Source organism: Tepidimonas sediminis, from assembly GCF_007556605.1.
GTDB lineage: Bacteria > Pseudomonadota > Gammaproteobacteria > Burkholderiales > Burkholderiaceae_C > Tepidimonas > Tepidimonas sediminis.
Genome location: NZ_VJND01000005.1, coordinates 76,980 through 99,441 on the forward strand (window position 1 = coordinate 76,980; position 22,462 = coordinate 99,441).

Annotated in this window: 23 protein-coding genes; 17 read left to right on the top strand and 6 right to left on the bottom strand. The window is 72.8% G+C overall.

What is annotated here, in order from left to right; all coding sequences use genetic code 11:
* A complete protein-coding gene (locus Tsedi_RS05595) occupies nucleotides 1-423 on the bottom strand; it encodes a PIN domain-containing protein (protein WP_143894494.1) in 423 nt (140 codons plus the stop codon).
* Nucleotides 420-671, bottom strand: a complete 252-nt coding sequence (locus Tsedi_RS05600; RefSeq protein ID WP_185970089.1) for a FitA-like ribbon-helix-helix domain-containing protein — start codon at nucleotides 669-671, stop codon at nucleotides 420-422. The genes Tsedi_RS05595 and Tsedi_RS05600 overlap by 4 nt, the downstream gene beginning before the upstream one ends.
* A gap of 116 nt (nucleotides 672-787) precedes the next feature.
* On the opposite strand from Tsedi_RS05600, the gene Tsedi_RS05605 reads away from it, so the two are divergent.
* From Tsedi_RS05605 to pcaF, 17 genes are all read left to right on the top strand, one after another.
* The gene (locus Tsedi_RS05605; RefSeq protein ID WP_143894496.1) at nucleotides 788-1,354 is read left to right on the top strand and encodes a cob(I)yrinic acid a,c-diamide adenosyltransferase; all 567 of its coding nucleotides are present in this window, start codon (nucleotides 788-790) and stop codon (nucleotides 1,352-1,354) included.
* Between the two features lie 365 nt (nucleotides 1,355-1,719).
* A complete protein-coding gene (gene flhD / locus Tsedi_RS05610; RefSeq protein ID WP_143894498.1) occupies nucleotides 1,720-2,079 on the top strand; it encodes a flagellar transcriptional regulator FlhD in 360 nt (119 codons plus the stop codon).
* 48 nt (nucleotides 2,080-2,127) lie between these two features.
* A complete protein-coding gene (gene flhC, locus Tsedi_RS05615) occupies nucleotides 2,128-2,700 on the top strand; it encodes a flagellar transcriptional regulator FlhC (protein WP_143894500.1) in 573 nt (190 codons plus the stop codon).
* A 37-nt stretch (nucleotides 2,701-2,737) separates the two neighbouring features.
* Entirely contained in the window at nucleotides 2,738-3,730 is a 993-nt protein-coding gene (paaX, locus tag Tsedi_RS05620; RefSeq protein ID WP_185970591.1) for a phenylacetic acid degradation operon negative regulatory protein PaaX, read from the top strand.
* A gap of 176 nt (nucleotides 3,731-3,906) precedes the next feature.
* Entirely contained in the window at nucleotides 3,907-4,389 is a 483-nt protein-coding gene (gene paaI, locus Tsedi_RS05625) for a hydroxyphenylacetyl-CoA thioesterase PaaI (protein ID WP_143894502.1), read from the top strand.
* Between the two features lie 50 nt (nucleotides 4,390-4,439).
* On the top strand, nucleotides 4,440-5,765 hold the full coding sequence (paaK, locus tag Tsedi_RS05630; RefSeq protein WP_143894504.1) for a phenylacetate--CoA ligase PaaK: 1,326 nt from the start codon (nucleotides 4,440-4,442) through the stop codon (nucleotides 5,763-5,765).
* 19 nt (nucleotides 5,766-5,784) lie between these two features.
* Nucleotides 5,785-6,795 carry a 1,2-phenylacetyl-CoA epoxidase subunit PaaA gene (paaA, locus tag Tsedi_RS05635; RefSeq protein WP_143894506.1) on the top strand — a complete coding sequence of 337 codons (1,011 nt, stop codon included), beginning with the start codon at nucleotides 5,785-5,787 and terminating at the stop codon, nucleotides 6,793-6,795.
* A 32-nt stretch (nucleotides 6,796-6,827) separates the two neighbouring features.
* Nucleotides 6,828-7,148, top strand: a complete 321-nt coding sequence (gene paaB, locus Tsedi_RS05640) for a 1,2-phenylacetyl-CoA epoxidase subunit PaaB (RefSeq protein ID WP_143894508.1) — start codon at nucleotides 6,828-6,830, stop codon at nucleotides 7,146-7,148.
* Nucleotides 7,148-7,951 carry a 1,2-phenylacetyl-CoA epoxidase subunit PaaC gene (gene paaC / locus Tsedi_RS12270; protein WP_143894510.1) on the top strand — a complete coding sequence of 268 codons (804 nt, stop codon included), beginning with the start codon at nucleotides 7,148-7,150 and terminating at the stop codon, nucleotides 7,949-7,951. Before paaB ends, paaC begins: the two co-directional genes overlap by 1 nt.
* A gap of 23 nt (nucleotides 7,952-7,974) precedes the next feature.
* Nucleotides 7,975-8,520 carry a 1,2-phenylacetyl-CoA epoxidase subunit PaaD gene (paaD, locus tag Tsedi_RS12275; RefSeq protein WP_143894512.1) on the top strand — a complete coding sequence of 182 codons (546 nt, stop codon included), beginning with the start codon at nucleotides 7,975-7,977 and terminating at the stop codon, nucleotides 8,518-8,520.
* 30 nt (nucleotides 8,521-8,550) lie between these two features.
* Entirely contained in the window at nucleotides 8,551-9,648 is a 1,098-nt protein-coding gene (paaE, locus tag Tsedi_RS05655; RefSeq protein WP_143894515.1) for a 1,2-phenylacetyl-CoA epoxidase subunit PaaE, read from the top strand.
* 99 nt (nucleotides 9,649-9,747) lie between these two features.
* Nucleotides 9,748-10,893 (top strand): ABC transporter substrate-binding protein, encoded by a 1,146-nt coding sequence (locus tag Tsedi_RS05660; protein WP_143894517.1) that lies wholly within the window; start codon nucleotides 9,748-9,750, stop codon nucleotides 10,891-10,893.
* 5 nt (nucleotides 10,894-10,898) lie between these two features.
* Nucleotides 10,899-11,927 carry a branched-chain amino acid ABC transporter permease gene (locus Tsedi_RS05665; protein WP_143894519.1) on the top strand — a complete coding sequence of 343 codons (1,029 nt, stop codon included), beginning with the start codon at nucleotides 10,899-10,901 and terminating at the stop codon, nucleotides 11,925-11,927.
* Nucleotides 11,924-13,801 carry a branched-chain amino acid ABC transporter ATP-binding protein/permease gene (locus Tsedi_RS05670; RefSeq protein WP_143894521.1) on the top strand — a complete coding sequence of 626 codons (1,878 nt, stop codon included), beginning with the start codon at nucleotides 11,924-11,926 and terminating at the stop codon, nucleotides 13,799-13,801. Before Tsedi_RS05665 ends, Tsedi_RS05670 begins: the two co-directional genes overlap by 4 nt.
* A complete protein-coding gene (locus tag Tsedi_RS05675; protein ID WP_143894523.1) occupies nucleotides 13,798-14,577 on the top strand; it encodes an ABC transporter ATP-binding protein in 780 nt (259 codons plus the stop codon). Before Tsedi_RS05670 ends, Tsedi_RS05675 begins: the two co-directional genes overlap by 4 nt.
* A gap of 74 nt (nucleotides 14,578-14,651) precedes the next feature.
* A complete protein-coding gene (gene paaZ / locus Tsedi_RS05680) occupies nucleotides 14,652-16,700 on the top strand; it encodes a phenylacetic acid degradation bifunctional protein PaaZ (RefSeq protein WP_143894525.1) in 2,049 nt (682 codons plus the stop codon).
* Nucleotides 16,701-16,779: 79 nt separating this feature from the next.
* Nucleotides 16,780-17,982 carry a 3-oxoadipyl-CoA thiolase gene (gene pcaF / locus Tsedi_RS05685; RefSeq protein ID WP_143894527.1) on the top strand — a complete coding sequence of 401 codons (1,203 nt, stop codon included), beginning with the start codon at nucleotides 16,780-16,782 and terminating at the stop codon, nucleotides 17,980-17,982.
* Between the two features lie 200 nt (nucleotides 17,983-18,182).
* On the opposite strand, the gene Tsedi_RS05690 is transcribed toward pcaF, so the two are convergent.
* From Tsedi_RS05690 to lptA, 4 genes are read right to left on the bottom strand one after another with little or no spacing between them, the layout of a single operon-like run.
* Nucleotides 18,183-19,403 (bottom strand): THUMP domain-containing class I SAM-dependent RNA methyltransferase, encoded by a 1,221-nt coding sequence (locus Tsedi_RS05690; RefSeq protein ID WP_143894529.1) that lies wholly within the window; start codon nucleotides 19,401-19,403, stop codon nucleotides 18,183-18,185.
* A gap of 18 nt (nucleotides 19,404-19,421) precedes the next feature.
* The gene (gene rpoN, locus Tsedi_RS05695) at nucleotides 19,422-20,993 is read right to left on the bottom strand and encodes an RNA polymerase factor sigma-54 (RefSeq protein ID WP_143894617.1); all 1,572 of its coding nucleotides are present in this window, start codon (nucleotides 20,991-20,993) and stop codon (nucleotides 19,422-19,424) included.
* A 9-nt stretch (nucleotides 20,994-21,002) separates the two neighbouring features.
* Nucleotides 21,003-21,779, bottom strand: coding sequence for an LPS export ABC transporter ATP-binding protein (lptB, locus tag Tsedi_RS05700; RefSeq protein ID WP_143894531.1), 777 nt, complete (start codon nucleotides 21,777-21,779; stop codon nucleotides 21,003-21,005).
* Nucleotides 21,776-22,393 carry a lipopolysaccharide transport periplasmic protein LptA gene (gene lptA, locus Tsedi_RS05705; protein ID WP_246099188.1) on the bottom strand — a complete coding sequence of 206 codons (618 nt, stop codon included), beginning with the start codon at nucleotides 22,391-22,393 and terminating at the stop codon, nucleotides 21,776-21,778. Before lptA ends, lptB begins: the two co-directional genes overlap by 4 nt.
* Nucleotides 22,394-22,462 lie beyond the last annotated feature (69 nt).

Consider the following 22,462-nt stretch of genomic DNA (forward strand, 5'->3'; position numbering starts at 1 on the left):
TCAGTCGGCCGCCCAAGGGTCGACCACGTCGACCTCCAAGTCGGCGAAATGGCGCCGGTTGCGGGTGACGATGGTGGCACGGTGCGCCAGTGCGATGCCGGCGATCAGCGTGTCGCGCAGATCGACCGGGCGACCCTGGCGCCGCCGGCGGGCCGCCAGTTCGGCCGCCAGTGTCGCCGCCCGCGCGTCCAGCGGCAGCACGCGCCAGCGCAGGTCATCCTCCAGCAGCGCCTCCAGCGCCGCCAGCAACGCCTGCCGGCGCCGGCCCTCGCTCAGCAGGGCCAGCCCGCAACGCGCCTCGAACACCGTGATCGTGGTCGTCCATACCGTCTCAGGCTCCTGAGCGTCGAGCCACGCCACCACGCGCGCGTCCGGTTCGCGCCGCATCAGGGCCGACAGCACGTTGGTGTCCAGCAGCTTCACTGCGGCGGCTCCATCGGCTGCGCCTCGTGCCCGTGCCACGTCGGCCATTCGTCGTCGAGGCCCAGTCCGGCGAAGCGCGCCGCGATGCGCGAACCCAGCCCCGGCGCCGCCGCCGCGGGCTCCTCCTGCACCGCGCGGCGCAGGATGCGGCGCACCTCCTCTTCCATGCTGCAGCCGTGGCGCGCCGCGCGCGCCTTCAGTGCCTGCTTGACGCCTTCCTCCAGACGTCGCACCACCACCTGCGCCATCGGTCGTCTCCACGCGTGCCAACCATTCGATCGGACGGATGCTATCACGCTAGCAGCACCGTGGCCGTCACCACGCTGGATAATGTCGCGGTCGCATCGCCGAGGAACCTCGTACCATGGGCCACCGCCTGACCCAGATCGCCACCCGCACCGGCGACGCCGGCACCACGGGCCTGGGCAACAACCAGCGCGTCAGCAAGAACAGCCTGCGCATCCATGCGCTGGGCGACGTCGACGAGCTCAACTCCTTCATCGGGCTGCTGCTGACCGAGCCGCTGCCCGACGACGTGCGCGCGCTGCTGGTGGCGATCCAGCACGAGCTGTTCAACCTCGGCGGCGAACTGAGCATGCCCGGCCACCAGCTGCTCCAGCCCGAGGCGGTGCTGACGCTGGACCAGGCGCTGCAGGACTACAACGAGCGCCTGCCGCGCCTGCAGGAGTTCATCCTGCCGGGCGGCACGCGCGCGGCGGCGCTGGCGCACGTCTGCCGCACGGTGGCGCGCCGCGCCGAGCGCCACGTCGTCGCACTGGGGCAGGAGGAGGCCATCCATGACGCCCCGCGTCAGTACCTCAACCGCCTGAGCGACCTGCTGTTCGTGCTGGCGCGCGTGCTCAACCGCCACGGCGGTGGTGACGACGTCTACTGGAACAGCGAGCGGCTGCGCCGCGGCGGCGCGGCGTGACGGTCCGTGCTCAGGCCAGCACCACGATCTGGTTGAGCACGCGCGGCACCTGCCCGAACAGGGCGTCGTCGCGCCGCCCCAGAGGGTGCGGGCGGGCGGCGCGCACCCGCCAGTCGAACGCTTGGGCTGGTCCAATCCTTGCGGCAGGTTGCCATCGGGCGTCAAGCGCCGCGTGACGGGCGGCCGACGTCGGCTGTCAGATTTTTTCCGACACGCGGTCGGCCGCCGGCCGACGTCGCGAACAGACACCTTCGGATTCAAGTGAAGCAGGGCGGTTTTCACAATCCTTTTCAACGCAACACCGCTTGCCGCCCCGTGCTAGCAACCCCGGCCGGACGGCAAGGCAGCCGAGAAGGAGCACCGCCATGACCGCCACCCTGCCGCACGACGACGAGCGCGACCAGCTGCTGGCCGAGATCCGCGAGGCCAACCTGACCTACCTGATGCTGGCGCAGCGCCTGATCCGCGCCGACAAGGCCGAGGCGACGTTCCGTCTCGGCCTGACCGAGGAGGCCGCCGACCTGATCGCCGCGTTGTCGCCGGCGCAGGTGCTCAAGCTGGCCAGCACCAACACGCTGCTGTGCCGCTTCCAGGCCGACGACGAGATGGTGTTTGCGCTGCTGGCCAGCCGCCATGCGCCGCAGCGCTCGGTCGGCGAAGCCGCCCAGCGCCTGCACGGCAGCATCCTGATGGCCAGCCGCCTGGCGCAGGCTGCCGCCGCCTGACCCGTCCTCCCCTCGCACCGCCATCCGACCGATCCGAGGAGCCCCGCCATGACCACCGCCACCGCCGCCACCCCGCGCAAGACCGCCGGCCGCAGCCTGCTGGCCGAAAGCCGCGACGTCGAACGCGCCGTGCAGCTGATCCAGCTCGGCGCGCGGCTGCAGGTGCTGGAAAGCGAGACCAGCCTGTCGTACGAGCGGCTGCTCAAGCTCTACAAGGAGGTCACCGGGCGCTCGCCGAGCAAGGGGCAGCTGCCGTTTTCCACCGACTACTTCCTGCAGTGGCAGCCCAACATCCATGCCTCGCTGTTCGAGAACATCCGCCAGTCGCTGCTGAAGGCGGTGGCGATCGACGACATCGACGCCGTGATGAAGGCCTACCGCCTGTACGAGGAGCAGATGCGCGCCTGCGGGCTGGAGCCGCTGCTGTCGTTCACGCGCGCCTGGCGGCTGAGCCGCTTCATGGACGCCGGCATGCTGACGCGCGCGCGCTGCACGCAGTGCGGCGGCCACTTCGTCGCCGATCCCTACGTCAACCATCGCCACTACGTCTGCGGCCTGTGCAAGCCGCCGGCGCGCGCCGGCAAGGGACGCGCCCAGGGCGCGCTGCGCGCCGACGACTGACCGGCGCGCCGGCCCGCGGCGGCGCTACCATCACGGCATGGTCTCCGCCGCCGCGGATGGCGCCAGCGCCGCGCTGGCGCTGCTCAACGAACGCATCGCCGCCCACGCGCGCCAGGAGCGCGTGCAGGCCGGCTCGCTGATCGTGACGGTGTTCGGCGACGCGGTGCTGCCGCGCGGCGCGCGCCTGTGGCTCGGCAGCCTGATCGAGCTGCTGGCGCCGTTGGGGGTCAACGAGCGGCTGGTGCGCACCGCGGTCTACCGCCTGGTGCAGGATGGCTGGCTGACCACCCGGGCGCACGGCCGGCGCACCGACTACCTGCTGACCGAGGCGGGGCTGGCGCGCGTCGACGAGGCCGCGCGCCAGATCTACGCCGCGCGTGCGCCGAGCTGGGACCTGCACTGGCGGTTGCTGGTCGTCACCGAGGCGCTGCCGGCGCGCGTGCGCGAGCGCCTGCGCCGCTCGCTGTTCTGGCAGGGCTGGGGCGAGCTGCCCGGCGGACTCTACGTGCACCCCAGCGCCGAACCCGGCGCGACGCTGGAGGCGCTGGGCGCCGACGGGCTGGGCGCCTGGGTCGGCGCGCTGCTGCCGCTGCGCGCGCAACGCCTGCCGCTGCGCGGCGTGGCGCCCAATCGCACGCTGGTGCAGCAGGCGTGGAACCTGACCGCGCTGGCGCAGCACTACGCGGCGTTCGTCGCGTGTTACGCGCCCATCGAGGCGGCGCTGCGCGGCCATGCGGTGCCGCCGGCCACGGCTTTCCTCGGCCGCACGCTGCTGATCCACGATTGGCGCCGGCTGCTGCTGCGCGACCCGCAGCTGCCCGCCGAGCTGCTGCCGCGCGAGTGGCCGGGCGAGCGCGCGCGCCAGGTGTGCCGCCGCCTTTACCGTCAGCTGCTGGCACCGGCCGAAGCGCACCTCGACGCGCGGCTGCAACTGGCCGACGGCCACCGGCCGCCCGCGGCGCCGTGGGTGTGGCAGCGCTTCGAGCCGGCCGACGACGAGTGCTCGCTGGGCGCGCCGCCCGGCGTCTGACCGCCTCCGCCTCCCCCGGTGACATGGGCTGCGGCCGTCCCGCGGGCGGCTGCGGCGCGTGCCGTTCGTCGGCTCGTGCGCCGTGCGTCGGCCGCGTGCGGGAAAACCCCTATGGCCGCCGTCGCGCCCGCGTTTGATACTGAAAGCAAAGGTTTCATCATGGTTTCTGTATCACGATGAGCGCCACCCCGCCCACCCCCACCGACCCCCAGGCGCTGGCCGAGGCCGCCGCCGCCGCGATGTGGTCGCGCGACCGCGCCTGCCAGGCGCTGGGCATGCGGCTGGAGGCCATCGGCCCCGGGCGCGCGGTGATGTCGATGCCGGTGCGCGCCGACATGGTCAATGGCCACGCGATGTGCCACGGCGGGCTGATCTTCACGCTGGCCGACAGCGCGTTCGCCTACGCCTGCAACAGCCACAACCACAACACCGTGGCCTCGGCGTGCCAGATCGATTTCCTGAGCCCGGCGCGCGAGGGCGAGGTGCTGGAGGCCGAGGCGGTGGAGCGCGCGCTGGCCGGCCGCAGCGGCGTCTACGACATCACGGTGCGCGTGCGCGGCGGGCGCGTGGTGGCGCTATTCCGCGGCAAGAGCCATCGCATCGGTGGTGAGGTGATCGCCGGCCTGCAGCAGGCCGACGGCCGTGCCGGCGCCGCCTGAGACCACCGAGCCGACGAGACACGACCTGGCAGGACAGAGGAGACCCGACGATGCCCGTCAAAGCCCCGCGCCCCGGCGACCTGGAGCCGATCGAGACCGCCAGCCGCGACGAGATCGCGGCGCTGCAGCTCGAGCGCCTGAAGTGGAGCGTGCGCCACGCCTACGAGAACGTGCCGCACTACCGCGCCAAGTTCGACGCCGCCGGCGTCCATCCGGACGACCTCAAGACGCTGGCGGACCTGGCCAAGTTTCCGTTCACCACCAAGGCGGATCTGCGCGACAACTACCCGTTCGGCATGTTCGCCGTGCCACGCGAGCGCGTGGTGCGCATCCATGCCTCCTCCGGCACCACCGGCAAGCCCACCGTCGTCGGCTACACCCAGCGCGACATCGACACCTGGGCGCATCTGGTGGCGCGCTCCATCCGCGCCGCCGGCGGCCGCCCCGGCGACATCGTGCACGTGGCCTACGGCTACGGCCTGTTCACCGGCGGGCTGGGCGCGCATTACGGCGCCGAGCGGCTGGGCTGCACCGTCATTCCGATGTCGGGCGGGCAGACCGAGCGCCAGGTGCAGCTGATCATGGACTTCAAGCCCGACATCATCATGGTGACGCCGTCGTACTCGCTGGTGATCGCCGAGGAGTTCGAGCGGCTGGGCATCCCGCCGGAGCAGATCCCGCTCAAGGTCGGCATCTTCGGCGCCGAGCCTTGGGGCGAGGGCATGCGCGCCGAGATCGAGCGCAAGCTGGGGCTGGACGCGGTGGACATCTACGGCCTGTCCGAGGTGATGGGGCCGGGCGTGGCCAACGAGTGCATCGAAAGCAAGGACGGCCCGGTGATCTGGGAGGATCACTTCTACCCCGAGATCATCGACCCCGACACCGGCGAGGTGCTGCCCGACGGCGAGGAGGGCGAACTCGTCTTCACCTCGCTGACCAAGGAGGCGATGCCCATCATCCGCTACCGCACGCGCGACCGCACGCGGCTGCTGCCGCCCACGTCGCGGTCTTTCCGCCGCATGGGCCGCATCACCGGCCGCACCGACGACATGATCATCCTGCGCGGCGTCAACGTCTTTCCGACGCAGATCGAGGAGCAGATCCTGCGCGACGCGCAGCTGTCGGGCAACTACCTGCTGGTGCTGACGCGCGAGGGGCATCTGGACCAGCTGGAGGTGCGCTGCGAGCTGCAGCGCCACCTGAGCGGGCGCCTCACGGATGCCGAGCGCGCCACCATCGCGCGCGAGCTGCAGCACCGCATCAAGACCTTCATCGGCGTCAGCACCCGCGTGACGGTGCTGGACGCCGACACGCTGCCGCGCACCCAGACCGGCAAGGCCAGGCGCGTGCAGGACGAGCGGCCGCGGCCGCTGTGACCCCACGAGGAGATCCGCCATGTACACCCAAGCGCTGAGCATCCCCGACCCGGCCTCGGCCAAGGTTCAGCCCATCCAGCCCGACGAGCCGGCCGACAAGCTGGCGGCCTTCCAGGCGCGCATCGACGCCGACGGCCGCATCGAGCCGCAGGACTGGATGCCCGAGGCCTACCGCCGCACGCTGATCCGCCAGATCAGCCAGCACGCCCACAGCGAGGTGGTGGGCATGCTGCCGGAGGGCAACTGGATCACGCGCGCGCCCAGCCTCAAGCGCAAGGCCATCCTGCTGGCCAAGGTGCAGGACGAAGGCGGCCACGGTCTCTACCTCTACTCGGCGGCCGAGACGCTGGGGGTCAGCCGCGCCGAGCTGATCGAGCAGCTGCTGTCGGGCCGCGCCAAGTACAGCTCGATCTTCAACTACCCGACCCTGACCTGGGCCGACGTCGGCGTCATCGGCTGGCTGGTGGACGGGGCGGCGATCATGAACCAGATCCCGCTGTGCCGCTGCAGCTACGGGCCGTATGCGCGCGCGATGATCCGCATCTGCAAGGAGGAGAGCTTCCACCAGCGCCAGGGCTACGAGCTGCTGCTGACGATGATGCGCGGCACCGAGGAGCAGCGCCGCATGGTGCAGGACGCGGTCAACCGCTGGTGGTGGAAGTGCCTGGCGATGTTCGGCCCGCCCGACAGCGCCAGCGTGCACAGCGAGCAGAGCATGCGCTGGGGCATCAAGCGCATCAGCAACGACGAGCTGCGCCAGAAGTTCGTCGACGCCACCGTGCCGCAGGCCGAGGTGCTGGGCGTGACGCTGCCCGATCCGAAGCTGAAGTGGAACCCCGAGCGCGGCCACTACGACTTCGGCGAGATCGACTGGGACGAATTCTGGCGCACCGTCAACGGCCACGGCCCCTGCAACAAGGAGCGGCTGGGCACGCGCATCAAGGCGCACCGCGACGGCGCCTGGGTGCGCGAGGCGGCGCTGGCGCACGCGCGCAAGCGCCAGGCGCGCGCCGCACGGGCCGCGGCCTGACGAGGCACCCCCGACGAGAGGAGAGCGAGACGATGAGCGAGACCACCCCCTCCGGCACCGCCACCCCGGCGCTGAAGGACTGGCCCCTGTGGGAAGTCTTCGTGCGCAGCAAGCAGGGTCTGGAGCACAAGCACTGCGGCAGCCTGCACGCGGCCGATGCCACGCACGCGCTGCAGATGGCGCGCGACATCTACACCCGGCGCCAGGAGGGCGTCAGCATCTGGGTCGTGCCCTCGGCGGCGATCGTCGCCAGCCGGCCCGACGACAAGGGCGAGTTCTTCGAGCCGGCGGCCGACAAGATCTACCGCCACCCGACCTTCTACGACATCCCCGAAGAAGTGGGGCACATGTGATGGACGCCGTGGCCACCGAGACGACCGTGCTGGTCGACTACCTGCTGCACCTGGGCGACAACGCACTGGTGCTGGCGCAGCGCAACTGCCAGTGGTGCGGCGTCGGCCCGGTGCTGGAGGAGGACCTGGCGCTGGCCAACCAGAGCCTGGACCTGATCGGGCAGGCGCGCCTGCTGTACCAGGAGGTGGCGCGGCTGGAAGGCGGCGACGCCACCGAGGACACCTACGCCTACTGGCGCGACGCGCACCAGTTCCGCAACTACGTGCTGCTGGAGCTGCCGGCCAGCCTGCCGCGCGTCGGCTACGCCCAGGGCGACATGGACTGGGGCGTGACGCTGGCGCGCAACTTCCTCTACAGCGCGCTGATGGTGCCGCTGTGGGACGCGCTGCAGGCCAGCCGCCACGAGCCGCTGGCGGCGATCGCCGCCAAGTCGCTGAAGGAGGCGCGCTACCACCTGCGCCACGCCAGCGAATGGGTGGTGCGCCTGGGCGACGGCACCGACGAGTCGCACGCGCGCATGCAGGCCGCCTTCGACCACCTGATGCCGTACACGCAGGAGTTCTGGGCGCCGAGCGACTTCGAGCGCGCGGCGGTGCAGGCCGGCGTCGGCGTCGACGTGGCGGGTCTGCGCGACGTCTGGCGCGCCACCGTGGCGGCGACGCTGGAAGACGCCACGCTGCGCCTGCCGAGCGACGAGGGCTACGTGCCGCAGGGCAAGACCGGGCTGCACTCCGAGCACCTGAGCTACCTGCTGGCGGAGATGCAGTCGGTGGCGCGCGCCCACCCCGGCGCGCAGTGGTGAGCCACCCCGCCGGAGCCCCCGCCATGACCGCCGCCCTGCCCACCGTCGACGAGGCGCTGCTGGCGCGCGTGCGCGCCGCGCTGGAGGCGCTCACCGATCCGGAGATCCCGGTGGTGACGCTGGCCGACATGGGCATCCTGCGCGACGTGCGCGCCGCCGCCGACGATCCGGCGCTGGTGGAGGTGGTCATCACGCCCACCTACAGCGGCTGCCCGGCGATGGCGCAGATCGAGGACGACGTGCGCGCGACGCTCGAGCGCCTGGGCGTGCCGGCGCGGGTGGTCACGCAGCTGGCCCCCGCCTGGACCACCGACTGGATGAGCGAGGCGGCGCGCGCCAAGCTGCGCGCCTACGGCATCGCGCCGCCGGGCCGCTGCGCCGGGCCGACGCCGGCCGGCGAGCGCGTGCTGCGCTTCGTGCCGCGCGCCGCCGGCGACGAGGCGGTGGCCTGCCCGCGCTGCGGCTCCACGCACACGCGCGAGGTGTCGCGCTTCGGCTCCACCGCCTGCAAGGCGCTGTGGCAGTGCCTGGACTGCCGCGAGCCGTTCGACCACTTCAAACCCCATTGACCCCCCAAGAAAGAACAGCGAGGCGCCCCGATGAGCGTGCCGCGATTCCATCCCCTGATGATCAAGCGCGTCAGCCCCGAGGCGGGCGGCGCGGTGGCGGTCACCTTCGCCGTGCCCGAGGAGCTGCGCGAGACCTTCCGCTTCGAGCCCGGGCAGTACCTGACGCTGCGCGCGCGGCTCGATGGCGAGGAGCTGCGGCGCAATTATTCGATCTGCAGTCCGCGCTCGCGCTACGAGCGCTGGGGTGAGCTGGAGATCGGCATCAAGCCGGTGGCCGGCGGGCGCTTCTCCAACTGGGCGGTGCAGTCGCTGCACCCCGGCCAGGTGATGGAGGTGATGCCGCCGCAGGGCCGCTTCACCGTGCAGCGGCCGCGCGCGCTGCACCGGGTGGGCTTTGCCGCCGGCTCGGGCATCACGCCGATCCTGTCGATCGTGGCCAGCACGCTGGAGGAGCAGCCGCACAGCAAGTTCACGCTGGTCTACGGCAACCGCCGCACCGCCAGCATCATGTTCAACGAGGCGCTGCAGGACCTCAAGGACCGCTACCCGGATCGCTTCACGATGATCCACGTGCTGTCGCGCCAGGCGCAGGAGGTCGACCTGCTGCAGGGACGGCTGGACGAGGCCAAGGTGCGCGCGATCATGGACGCGCTGCTGCCGCCGGCCAGCATGGACGAGGTCTTCATCTGCGGGCCGGAGGCGATGATCCAGGCCACCGAGCGTGCGCTGCTGGCCGCGGGCGTGCCGGCGCAGCGCATCCACAGCGAGCGCTTCACCACCGACCCCGCCCAGGCCGCCAAGGTGCAGGCCGACGTCGACGCGGCCGAGGCACGCCGCGCCGCGCACGCCGCCGCCCAGGCCATCGTCGTGCTGGACGGCAAGCAGCACGAGGTGCCGATCGGCTCCGGCGAAGCGGTGCTGGACGCGGCGCTGGAGGCGGGGCTGGACCTGCCGTACTCGTGCAAGGGCGGCGTCTGCAGCACCTGTCGTGCCAAGGTGCTGGAGGGCCGCGTGACGATGGAGCGCAACTTCGGCCTGACCGAGGCCGAGGTGGCGGCCGGGTTTGTGCTGACTTGCCAGGCCCGGGCCTGCACGCCGAAACTGGTGCTGAGTTTCGACGAGCGCTAGGCATGCACGATAATGCATGCTGCGGCGCATGACCTGGTGCGGGCGAGGTGGGACATGCACCATCCTGCCCGCGCGTTGACCACCCTCGAGGAGACCACGATGAAACTGCGCAAGACCCTGCTCGCCCTGGCCGCCGTCGCCGGGCTGAGCACCGCCTGGGCCGACATCAACGTCGGCGTCACGCTGTCGACCACCGGGCCGGCCGCGTCGCTGGGCATCCCGGAAAAGAACACCGTCGCGTTGATGCCCAAGACCATCGCCGGCGAGAAGGTCAACTACATCGTGCTGGACGACGCCAGCGACACCACCGCCGCCGTCACCAACGCGCGCAAGCTGATCAGCGAAAACAAGGTCGACGTCATCGTCGGCTCCACCACCACGCCCAACTCGCTGGCGATGATCGACGCGGTGGCCGAGGCGCGCGTGCCGATGATCTCGCTGGCGGCCTCGGCGCGCATCGTCGAACCGGTGGACGACAAGAAGCGCTGGGTGTTCAAGACGCCGCAGAACGACATCCTGATGGCGATGGCCATTGCCACCCACATGGCCGACAACGGCGTGCGCAACGTGGCCTTCATCGGTTTTGCCGACGCCTACGGCGAGGGCTGGTACCAGGAGTTCGCCAAGGCGGCCGGGCTGAAGAAGCTCAACATCGTCGCCAACGAGCGCTACAACCGCACCGACACCTCCGTCACCGGCCAGGTGCTCAAAATCATCGCGGCGCGGCCTGACGCGGTGCTGATCGCCGGCTCGGGCACGCCGGCGGCGCTGCCGCAGAAGACGCTGAAGGAGCGCGGCTACGCCGGCAAGATCTACCAGACCCACGGCGTGGCCAACAACGACTTCCTGCGCGTCTGCGGCAAGGACTGCGAGGGCACGCTGCTGCCCGCCGGCCCGATGCTGGTGGCCGACCAGCTCCCCAACGACCATCCGGTCAAGAAGTCGGCCCAGGCCTACGTCAAGGCCTACGAGGACGCCTACGGCAAGGGCAGCGTGACCACCTTCGGCGGCCATGCCTGGGACGCCGGGCTGCTGCTGCAGGCCGCGGTGCCCGAGGCGCTCAAGAAGGCCAAGCCCGGCACGGCCGAATTCCGGGCGGCGCTGCGCGACGCGCTGGAAAACGTCAAGAACGTGGCTGGCGCGCACGGCATCTTCAACATGTCGCCGACCGACCACAACGGGCTGGATCAGCGCGCGCGCGTGATGGTGCGCGTCGACAACGGCACCTGGAAGTACGCGCCCTGAGCTGAATGGACCTGCAGATCGCCCTCTTCCTGGCGCAGGACGGCATCGTCAACGGCGCCGTCTACGCGCTGATGGCGCTGGCCTTGGTGCTGGTGTTCTCGGTCACGCGCGTGATCTTCGTGCCGCAAGGCGAGCTGGTGGCGTACGCGGCGCTGGCGATGGCGGCGCTGCAGGCCGGCGCCACGCCCGGCATCCTGTGGCTGCTGCTGGCCATGGCCGCCGCGGTGCTGGCGCTGGAGCTGTGGCGCCAGCACCGCGGCGCCACCGTGGACTGGTGGTCCACGCTGCTGTGGTGCGTGGTGCTGCCGGCGCTGGCGGTGCTGGCGCTGCTGGTCTGGCGCCCCGCCACCCCGCTGGCGCAGGCGCTGGCGGTGCTGCTGCTGGTCACGCCGCTGGGGCCGCTGACGTACCGGCTGGCGTTCCGGCCGCTGGCGCACGCCACGGTGCTGGTGCTGCTGATCGTGGCGGTGGCGCTGCACGGCGTGCTGATGGGGCTGGGCCTGTGGTTCTTCGGCGCCGAGGGCTCGCGCACGCCGCCGTTTTCCGAGGCCCGGCTGGAGCTGGGCGGCATTCCGGTCAGCGGTCAGGCGCTGGTGGTGGTGGGCGTGACGGTGGTGCTGGTGCTGGCGATGTTCGCCTTCTTCGAGCGCACGCTGCTGGGCAAGGCGCTGCGCGCCACCGCGATCAACCGCGTCGGCGCGCGCCTGATGGGCATCCCGACCGAGCTGTCGGGTGACCTGAGCTTCGCGCTGGCGGCGGCCATCGGGGCGGTCTCGGGTCTGCTGATCGCGCCGATCACGACGATCTATTACGACACCGGCTTCCTGGTCGGGCTGAAGGGGTTCGTGGCCGCGATCATCGGCGGGCTGGCCAGTTACCCGCTGGCGCTGCTGGGCGCGGTGCTGGTGGGACAGCTGGAGGCGTTCGCGTCGTTCTGGGCCAGCGCGTTCAAGGAGGTGCTGGTGTTCACGCTGATCATCCCGGTGCTGCTGTGGCGCTCGCTGCGCAGCCACCACGTGGAGGACGAGGAATGAGCGCGCCGGCCACCCCGACCTCCGCGGCGGCGCCACTGGCCGGCGCGCCCGGCTGGCTGACGACGCGGACGCTCGTGCTGCTGGCGGTGGCGGCGCTGGCCGCCGCGTGGGGCTGGCTGCCGCCGTTCACGGTGACGCTGCTCAACTACATCGGGCTGCACGCGCTGGTGGCGCTGGGTCTGGTGATGCTGACCGGCGTGGGCGGCATGACCTCGTTCGGCCAGGCCGCCTTCGTCGGGCTGGGCGCGTACGCCACGGCCTGGGTGTGCACCGCGCCGGCGGTGGCCGAGGCGCTGGCGGGCGTGCCGCCGGCGCTGCTGCCGTGGCTCGGGCTGGCGCTGGGCCTGGCGCTGACGGCGCTGGTGGCCGGCGTGCTGGGCGCGGTGACGCTGCGCCTGGGCGGGCACTACCTGCCGCTGGCCACCATCGCCTGGGGGCTGTCGCTCTACTTCCTGTTCGGCAACCTCGGCTTTCTCGGCGGCCACACCGGCATCACCGGCATCATGCCGCTGGAGCTGGGGGGGCTGTCGCTGGCCGATCCGCGCCAGCTGGGCGTGCTGATCTGGGCGGTGGTGCTGCTGGCGCTGTGGGCGCTGCACAACCTGCTGGATTCGCGCACCGGCCGCGCCATCCGCGCGCTCAAGAGCGGGCGCGTGATGGCCGAGTCGATGGGCGTGGACACCGGGCGGCTGCGCGCGCAGGTGTTCCTGCTGGCGGCGCTGCTGGCGGCGCTGTCGGGCTGGCTGTACGCGCACCTGCAGCGCTTCGTCAACCCGACGCCGTTCAACATCAACATCGGCATCGAATACCTGTTCATGGCGGTGGTCGGCGGCAGCGGTCACCTGTGGGGCGCGGTCTTGGGCGCCACGCTGATCGCGCTGCTGAAGGAGCAGCTGCAGGACTGGCTGCCGCGGCTGCTGGGCACCAGCGGCAACTTCGAGATCATCGTCTTCGGCCTGCTGATGATGGTGGTGCTGCAGCGCTACGCCGACGGCCTGTGGCCGACGCTGGCGCGCTGGGCGCACCGCCTGGGGGTGCGGCCGGCGCCGCCGCGGCTGCCGGCGGCCGCACCGCTGCCGCGCCGGGCGCTGCCGCCGCCCGGCACCGTGCTGATCGAGGCGCGCGACGTCACCAAGCGCTTCGGCGGCCTGGTGGCCAACAGCCAGGTGTCGCTGGACGTGCGCGCCGGCGAGGTGCACGCGCTGATCGGCCCCAACGGCGCCGGCAAGAGCACGTTCTTCAACATGATCTCGGGCGTCGACGACCCGACCGAGGGCGAGGTGCGGCTGCTGGGCGAGCCGATGACCGGCCAGCCGTCGCGGGCGTTCGCGCGCCGCGGGCTGGCGCGCACCTTCCAGCATGTGCGGCTGCTGGGCCAGCGCAGCGTGCTGGACAACGTCGCGCTGGGCGCGCACCTGCGCGGGCGGCGCGGCTGGCTGGCCAGCATGCTGCGGCTCGACCGCCACGAGGAGGCGGCGCTGCTGGCGGAGGCGATGCGCCAGATCGAGCGCTGCGGGCTGGCCGAGCACGCGCACGCGCCCGCCGGGTCGCTGGCCCTGGGGCAGCAGCGCATCGTCGAGATCGCCCGGGCGCTGGCGGCCCAGCCGGCGGTGCTGCTGCTGGACGAACCCGCCGCCGGCCTGCGCCACCTGGAGAAGCAGGCGCTGGCGCGGCTGCTGGATCAGCTGCGCCGCGAGGGGCTGGGCATCCTGATCGTGGAGCACGACATGGAATTCGTGATGAACCTGGCCGACCGCATCACGGTGCTCGACTTCGGCACCGTGATCGCGCGCGGCACCCCGGCCGAGGTGCAGCGCGACCCGCGCGTGCTGGCGGCCTACCTGGGCGACGACGGGCTGGGGAGCGTGGCATGAGCCAGGCCGGCCGTCCCCCGCTGCTGCGCCTGCGCAGCTTTTCCGTCTCCTACGGGCCGGTGGAGGCGCTGCACCAGGTCGACCTCGACGTGCACGAGGGCGAGATCGTCACCGTCATCGGCCCCAACGGCGCCGGCAAGACCACGCTGCTCAACGCCGCCATGGGCCTGCTGCCCTCGCGCGGCGAGCTGGCCGTGGCCGGTGAGGTGGTGCCGCGTCCGAGCGTGGAGCGCATGGTGGCGCGCCAGGTGGCGCTGGTGCCCGAGAAGCGCGAGCTGTTCGGTGAGATGTCGGTGGAGGACAACCTGCTGCTGGGCGGCTTTGCGCGCTGGCGCCGCGGGGACCGCACGCAGCGCGAGCGAATGGAGGAGGTGTTCGCGATCTTTCCGCGCCTGCGCGAGCGCCGGGCCCAGATGGCCGCGACGCTGTCCGGCGGCGAGCGCCAGATGCTGGCGATCGGCCGCGCGCTGATGGCCAAGCCGCGCCTGCTGATGCTGGACGAGCCGTCGCTGGGCCTGGCGCCGCTGATCGTGCGCGAGGTGCTGCAGACCGTGGCGCGGCTGCGCGAGGTCGGCGTGTCGGTGCTGCTGATCGAGCAGAACGCCCGCGCCGCGCTGCAGATCGCCGACCGCGGCTACGTGCTGGAGATGGGCGCGATCGTCCTGCACGGTCCGGCCGAGAACCTGCTGCACGACCGCCGCATCGTCGAGACCTACCTGGGCCTGGGCGGCCACCGGGCCGTCGAACCGGCCGCCCCATCCCCCGCCGCGGCCTGATGTCCATCCCGTCGCCGCGCCCGGGCCGGCGCGGCGCTCCCATGCCGTATCGACCGACCGAGAACCTGATCCCGATGAACGACACCCCCGTCCTGCAGAGCTACATCGCCGGCCGCTGGCTCGGCCACACCCCCGCGCAGACGCTGCGCAGCGCCGTCAACGGCCGAGCGGTGGCGGCCACGCACGCCGAGCCGATCGACTTCGCCGAGGCGCTGGCGCACGCGCGCCGGGCGCAGGCGGCGCTGCTGCGGCTGGACTTCCAGCAGCGCGCCGCGCGCCTGAAGGCGCTGGCCAAGTTTCTGATCGAGCGCAAGGAGGCGCTGTACGCGGTATCGGCCCACACCGGCGCGACGCGCCAGGACGGCTGGATCGACATCGAGGGCGGCATCGGCACGCTGTTCGCGTACGCCAGCCTGGGCAGCAATGAGCTGCCGAGCGGCAACCTGCTGCACGAAGGACCGCCGGTGCCGCTGGGCAAGCAGGGGCACTTCGCCGGCACGCACATCCTGGTGCCGCGCGCGGGCGTGGCGGTGCACATCAACGCCTTCAACTTTCCCGTCTGGGGGCTGCTGGAGAAGTTCGCGCCGACGTTCCTCGCGGGCATGCCGTGCATCGGCAAGCCCGCCACCGCCACCAGCTACCTGACCGAGGCGCTGGTGCGCCTGATCGTGGAAAGCGGCCTGCTGCCCGAGGGCAGCCTGCAGCTCGTCATCGGCGGCACCGGCGACCTGCTGGACCGGCTGGAGGGGCAGGACGTGGTCACCTTCACCGGCAGCGCCGACACCGCGGCGCGGCTGCGCGCGCACCCCAACCTGGTGCGCGAGTCGATCCCGTTCAACGCCGAGGCCGACTCGCTCAACAGTGCGATCCTGGCCCCCGACGTCACCCCGGACGACGAGGAGTTCGACCTCTACGTCAAGGAGGTGGTGCGCGAGATGACCGTCAAGGCCGGGCAGAAGTGCACCGCGATCCGCCGCGCGCTGGTGCCGCGCCGCCACCTCGACGCCGTGGCCGAGCGGCTGCGCGCGCGGCTGGCCAAGGTGGTGGTGGGCGACCCGGCGCTGGAGGGCGTGCGCATGGGGGCGCTGGCCTCGCGCGCGCAGCAGCGCGACGTGGCCGAGCGCGTGGCGCAGCTGCGCGCCGGTGCCGAGGTGGTGTGGGACGGCGGACCGGACTTCGCGCCGCTGGGCGAAGGTACGGCCGACGGCGCCTTCTTCCCCCCGACGCTGCTGCTGGCGCGCGACCCGCACGGCCACGCCGCGGTGCACGAGGTCGAGGCGTTCGGGCCGGTCAGCACGCTGCTGCCGTACGACGACCTGGACGAGGCGCTGGCCCTGGCCGCGCGCGGGCGCGGCAGCCTGGTGGCCACGCTGGTGACGCGCGACCCGCAGGTGGCCGCGCGCGCGATCCCGGTGGCGGCGGCGTGGCACGGCCGGCTGCTGGTGCTGGATCGCGAGGCGGCGGCCGAATCCACCGGCCACGGCTCGCCGCTGCCGCCGCTGAAGCACGGCGGGCCGGGCCGCGCCGGCGGCGGCGAGGAGCTGGGCGGCCTGCGCGCCGTCAAGCACTACCTGCAGCGCGCCGCGGTGCAGGGCTCGCCGACCATGCTGACCGCCGTCACCGGCGAGTACGTGCGCGGCGGCGCGCGCCTCGAGACCGAGGTGCACCCGTTCCGCCGCCACTTCGAGGACCTGCGCATCGGCGAGAGCCTGCTGACGCACCGCCGCACCGTCTCCGAGGCCGACATCGTCGCCTTCGGCGGCATCTCCGGCGACTACTTCTACATGCACTTCGACGAGATCGCCGCCAAGGATTCGCCGTTCGGCCGGCGCATCGCGCATGGCTACTTCGTGCTGTCGGCGGCGGCGGGCCTGTTCGTCTCGCCGGCGCCGGGGCCGGTGCTGGCCAACTACGGGTTGGAGACGCTGCGCTTCGTCAAGCCGGTGGCCATCGGCGACACCATCCAGGCGCGCCTGACCTGCAAGCGCAAGATCGACCGCGCCAAGACCGACGCCCAGGGCCGCGGCCAGGGCGTGGTGGCGTGGGACGTGGAGGTCACCAACCAGCACGGCGAGCTGGTGGCCAGCTACGAGATCCTGACGCTGGTGGCCAAGCGCGCCTGAGCCTCGCATCGGGTGAGAGGTCGCGTCGTGAGGCGCCTCCCGCCGGTTTCCCTCTTCGATCCCCTTCCGACTGCCTGCCATGACCCACGCCTTCATCTGCGATGCGATCCGCACCCCCATCGGCCGCTACGGCGGCGCCTTGTCCGGCGTGCGCACCGACGACCTGGCCGCCAAGCCCATCGAGGCGCTGATGGCGCGCAACCCGCGCGTCGACTGGGGCGCGCTGGACGACGTGATCCTGGGCTGCGCCAACCAGGCCGGCGAGGACAACCGCAACGTCGCGCGCATGGCCGCGCTGCTGGCGGGCCTGCCGGTGGAGGTGCCGGGCGCCACCGTCAACCGGCTGTGCGGTTCCGGGCTGGATGCCGTGGGCAGCGCCGCGCGCGCCATCCGCGCCGGCGAGGCCGAGCTGATGATCGCCGGCGGCGTGGAGAGCATGAGCCGCGCGCCGTTCGTGATGCCCAAGGCCGAAACCGCCTTCGCCCGCACCAACGCGGTCTACGACACGACGATCGGCTGGCGCTTCGTCAACCCGCGCATGCAGGCGCTGCACGGCACCGACTCGATGCCGGAGACGGCCGAGAACGTCGCCGCCGAGTTCGGCATCGCGCGCGAGGATCAGGACCGCTTCGCGCTGGCGTCGCAGCGCAAGGCGCTGGCGGCGCAGCAGGCCGGCGTGCTGGCGCAGGAGATCGTGCCGGTGACCATCCCTTCGCGCAAGGGCGAGCCGACCGTGGTGGCGCACGACGAGCACCCGCGCGAGACGACGCTGGAGGCGTTGGCCAAGCTGAAGGGCGTGGTGCGGCCCGACGGCACCGTCACCGCGGGCAACGCCAGCGGCGTCAACGACGGTGCCTGCGCGCTGATCGTGGCCAGCGAAGCCGCCGCGGCGCGCCACGGCCTGACGCCGCGCGCGCGCGTGGTCGGCATGGCGGTGGCGGGCGTGCCGCCGCGCATCATGGGCATCGGCCCGGCGCCGGCCACGCGCAAGGTGCTGGCGCGCACGGGCCTCAAGCTCGAGCAGATGGACGTGATCGAATTGAACGAGGCGTTCGCCGCCCAGGCGCTGGCGGTGCTGCGGCTGCTGGGCCTGCCGGACGACGACGCGCGCGTCAACCCCAACGGCGGCGCGATTGCGCTGGGCCATCCGCTGGGCGCCAGCGGCGCGCGGCTGGTGACGACCGCCGTCAATCAGCTGCACCGCACGGGCGGGCGCTACGCGCTGTGCACGATGTGTATCGGCGTCGGGCAGGGCATCGCGCTGGTGCTGGAGCGCGTCTGAGCGCGGCCGGCCCGCCCGATGGCCGGCGCAAAAAAAGACCCCCGGCCAGTTGCCGGGGGGTCAAGCCTTTTGCTGTCACACACAAAGGCACCCGCTCAGGGAGGAAAAGCGGGGGGTCGCGTAGGACCCGACGAGAACTTTACCACAAGCTGACGCCGGCTGCTGGACGTGAACGCGTGCAGTTGCAAAAAAGCGACCCTTCAGCCGCGTTCACGGTCGTGTCCATTGTCAGCTGTGTCATTTCTGCCCTCGAGCGCGAAGCGCAGCAGGCGGCACTCGATCGGCCCGTTGAACAGCGGCACGCGCCGCGTGGCCTTCAGGCGCAGGCGGCGCGGCAGCTGCGCGTCGGGCGACAGGATCCACGCGGTCCAGCCCCCCCAGCAGGTCTTCCAGTGTGCGGCCAGCCGTTGCCAGAACTCGTCGGCGCCCAGTGCGCCGGCCACCCCGGCCGCGCCGATGCGCTCGCCGTACGGAGGGTTGAGCACCAGGACGCCGGGGCCGGGTACCGGCGGGCGGCGCTGCAGCGCATCGCCGCCGCGCAGCTCCAGCACCGCCAGCACGCCGGCGCGCGCGGCGTTGCGGCGCGCGAAGTCGACCATGCGGAAGGCCACGTCGCTGCCGAACACGCGCGCCCCGCGGCCTGCCGGCCACGGCCGCTCGGCGGCGCGCGCCTGCTCGCGCAGCGCCGCCCAGTGCGCCGCATCGTGCGGGCGCAGCGCCTCGAACGCGAAGCGCCGCGCGCGCCCCGGCGCCATCCGCAGCAGGCGCTGCGCCGCCTCGATGACGAGCGTGCCGCTGCCGCAGAACGGGTCCACCAGCGGCAGCGGATCCTCGGCCTCGGCGTCCCAGCCGGTGGCGGCCAGCACCGCCGCGGCCAGCGTCTCCTTCAGCGGCGCGTCGCCCTTGTCCTCGCGCCAGCCGCGCTTGAACAGCGGCTCGCCGCTGGTGTCCAGCAGCAGCGCCAGCTGCCGCGCCTGCAGGTGCAGGTGCAGCCGCACGTCGGGGCGCGCGGTGTCGACGCTGGGCCGCGCGCCGCAGCGCGCGCGCAGCCGGTCGCACACGGCGTCCTTGACGCGCAGCGCCGCGAACTGCACGCTGCGCAGCGGGCTGCCCTGCGCGGTGACCTCGACCTTGATCGTCTGCTGCGGGCCGAACCAGTCCTCCCACGCCACCGCGGCCGCGGCCGCATGGACATCGTCTTCGTGCCGATAGGGCCCTTCCCAGAGCTGCAGCAGCACGCGCTGCGCGATGCGGCTGTGCAGGTTCAGGCGCAGCACCGCGTCCCAGCCGGCGCGCAAGGCGACGCCGCTGCGCTGCACCGCCAGCCGCTCGCGCGGGCAGGCCAGCAGCGCCGCGATCTCGTCGGCCAGCAGCCCGGCGGCGCCGCCCGGCGCCGGAAGGTAAAGGTCGAAGTCATCCATTCGGTGGGCAGGATCGTGTCAGCGCGCGCGGCGCAGGGTGGCGGTGGGGATGCGCAGCGCCTCGCGGTACTTGGCCACGGTGCGCCGCGCGCATTCGATGCCCTGCTCCCTGAGCCGCTCGGCGATCTGCGCATCGCTGAGCGGCTGGCGCGGATCCTCCTCGGCGATCATCTGGCGGATCAGCGCGCGCACCGCGGTGCTGGAGGCGTTGCCCCCGCCGTCGGTGCCCAGTGCCGAGCCGAAGAAGTACTTCAGCTCGTAGGTGCCCAGCGGCGTGGCCATGTACTTGGCGGTGGTGACGCGGCTGATCGTCGATTCGTGCAGGCCCAGCTCCTCGGCGATGTCGCGCAGCACCAGCGGGCGCATGCCGACCTCGCCGTGCAGGAAGAAGCTGCGCTGGTGCTGGACGATGGCGCGCGCCACGCGCAGCAGCGTCTCGCCGCGCTGCTGCAGGTTGCGGATGAACCAGCGCGCCTCCTGCAGCCGTTGCTGCAGGTCGCCGCCGCGGTGCTGGCGCAGCGCGCGCGCGTAGGCGTCGCAGATGCGCAGCCGCGGCTGCGTCGCCGGGTTGAGCTGGACGTCGAAGCGGGTGCCGCGCACGGTGACCAGGACGTCGGGCACGACGACGAGCCGCTCGGCCTGGGCGAAGCGCCGGCCGGGCTTGGGCTCCAGCCGCGTCAGCAGCGCCAGCCCGGCGCGCAGCTGGTCCTCCGGCAGCCCGGTGGCCGCGCTCAAGCGGCGCAGATCGCGCCGCGCGATCCACTCCAGCGGCTGGGCGCACAGTGCCAGCGCGGCGCGCGCCGCGGGCGAGTCGCGCTGCTCCAGCACCTGCAGGCGCAGGCACTCGGCCAGGTCGCGCGCGCCCACGCCGGCGGGCTCCATCGCCTGCAGCCAGCCCAAGGCGCGGCGCAGCAAGGCCAGCAGCTCCTCGGCGCGCTCGGGGTCGGCGTCTTCGGCGTCGCGCGCCAGCAGCGCCTGCGCCAGCGCCTCCAGCGGCTCAGCCAGGTAGCCGTCGTCGTCCAGCGACTCGATCAGGAAGTGCAGCGCGGCGCGTTCCTCCGCGGTCAGGTGCAGCGCCAGCGCCTGCGCGTGCAGGTGGTCCTGCAGCCGTTCCGGCCGGCTGGCCAGGTCGGCGGCGCTGGCCGGCTCGTCGTCGTCCTGCCAGCGGCCGTCCCGATCCAGCCCGGGGCCTTCCCACTGCCAGTCCGGGCCGAGCGCGGCGTCGGGGTCGTCGTCACGCCAACCGCCGGCGTCCTCGTCCAGCTGGGCGCCCCACTCCTCCTGCGCCAGCGGCGCGGCGGCCTCCATCACGCTGACGGTGTCGGGCGGTGCCTCCTCGGCCACCGGCGAGCGGGCGGTGGTCTCGTCGCCGCCGGGCTCGGAGGGCTGCGCGGCGTCGGGCGCATCGACGTCGGTCGGCTCCTCGGCGCCGGTGTCCTCGGCGCGCTCGAGGAAGGGGTTGTCGGCGAGCATCTGCTCGACCTCCTGCGCCAGCTCCAGCGCCGACAGCTGCAGCAGGCGCAGCGACTGCTGCAGCTGCGGCGTCAGCGTCAGCTGCTGGGTCAGGCGCAGGCCGAGACCGGTCTTCAGCCCCATGGCCTACAGGCGGAAGTGCTCGCCGAGGTAGACGCGGCGCACCTCGGCGTCGTCGACGATCTCGGCCGGCGTGCCGTGCGCCAGCACCCGCCCCTCGCTGATGATGTAGGCGTGGTCGCAGATGCCCAGCGTCTCGCGCACGTTGTGGTCGGTGATCAGCACGCCGATGCCGCGGCTCTTCAGGAAGCCGATGATGCGCTGGATGTCGATCACGGCGATCGGATCGACGCCGGCGAACGGCTCGTCCAGCAGGATGAAGCGCGGGCGCGCCGCCAGCGCGCGCGCGATCTCGACGCGGCGGCGCTCGCCGCCCGACAGCGCCGGTGCCGGCGCGTCGCGCAGGTGGTCGACGTGCAGCTCGGCCAGCAGCTCGTCGAGCCGCGCGCGCAGCTCGCCCTCCGGCAGCGGGCGGCCCCGCGCGTCGCGCTGCAGCTCCAGCACCGCGCGCACGTTCTGTTCCACCGTCAGCTTGCGAAAGATCGACGCCTCCTGCGGCAGGTAGCCCAGCCCCATGCGCGCGCGCCGGTGCACCGGCAGGTGGCCGATCGGCTGCCCGTCGATCCACAGCTCGCCGGCGTCGGCGCGCACCAGCCCGACGATCATGTAGAACGAGGTGGTCTTGCCGGCCCCGTTGGGCCCGAGCAGCCCGACCACCTCGCCGCCGCGCACCTGCAGCGAGACGTCGTGCACCACGGTGCGCGTGCGGTAGCGCTTGTGCAGCCCCTGCGCGCGCAGGCAGCCCGGCGCATCGGCGGGGCAGGCGGGCGGCGGCGTGCTCACGGTCGGCGCTCCGGACGCAGGCTGGGTTGCAGCGCCGGCGGCGGCACGTCCGGTGCCGGCTGCTGCGCGCCTGGGTCGGCGGCGCGCGGCGTCAGCGTCGCACGCACCCGTCCGCCGCCGCCGGTGCCCGCGGCGGGCGCACCGTCCACGGTGAAGGTCTGCGCGCGGTTGTCGTAGACGATGACGGCGCCGGTGCTGCGGTCGGCCAGCACCGTGCCGCGCAGCCGGCGCAGCTCGGCGTCGCCGCGCAGCGTGACGCGGTCGGCCTGGCCGTCGTACTCGATGCGCTGGGCCTCGCCCTCGATCCACTCGTCCAGGCCCTCGCGCTTCTGGCGGTAGAAGGCGCGCTGGCCCGGCGCGCCCAGCGCGGTGCCGAACTGGTGGCCCTGTTCGTCCTGGCGCACCTCGACCTGCTGGGCGCGGATGCGGATCGTGCCCTTGCTGATCTGCACGTTGCCGCTGAACAGGCTGGTGCGCCGCGCCTCGTCGTAGCGCAGCGCGTCGGCCTCGACGTGCATCGGCGCCTGCCGGTCGGCCAGTTCGGCGCGGGCGGCCAGCGCCGCGCCCAGCGCGAGCAGCACGGGCCAGAGGCGGGGCGGGGGCAGGGCGGGCACGGTTCTTGCTCCAATCGGTCGGTCGCCGACCGATTGTGCCACGCCGGCGCCCTTGGCGCGGGCGCGGGA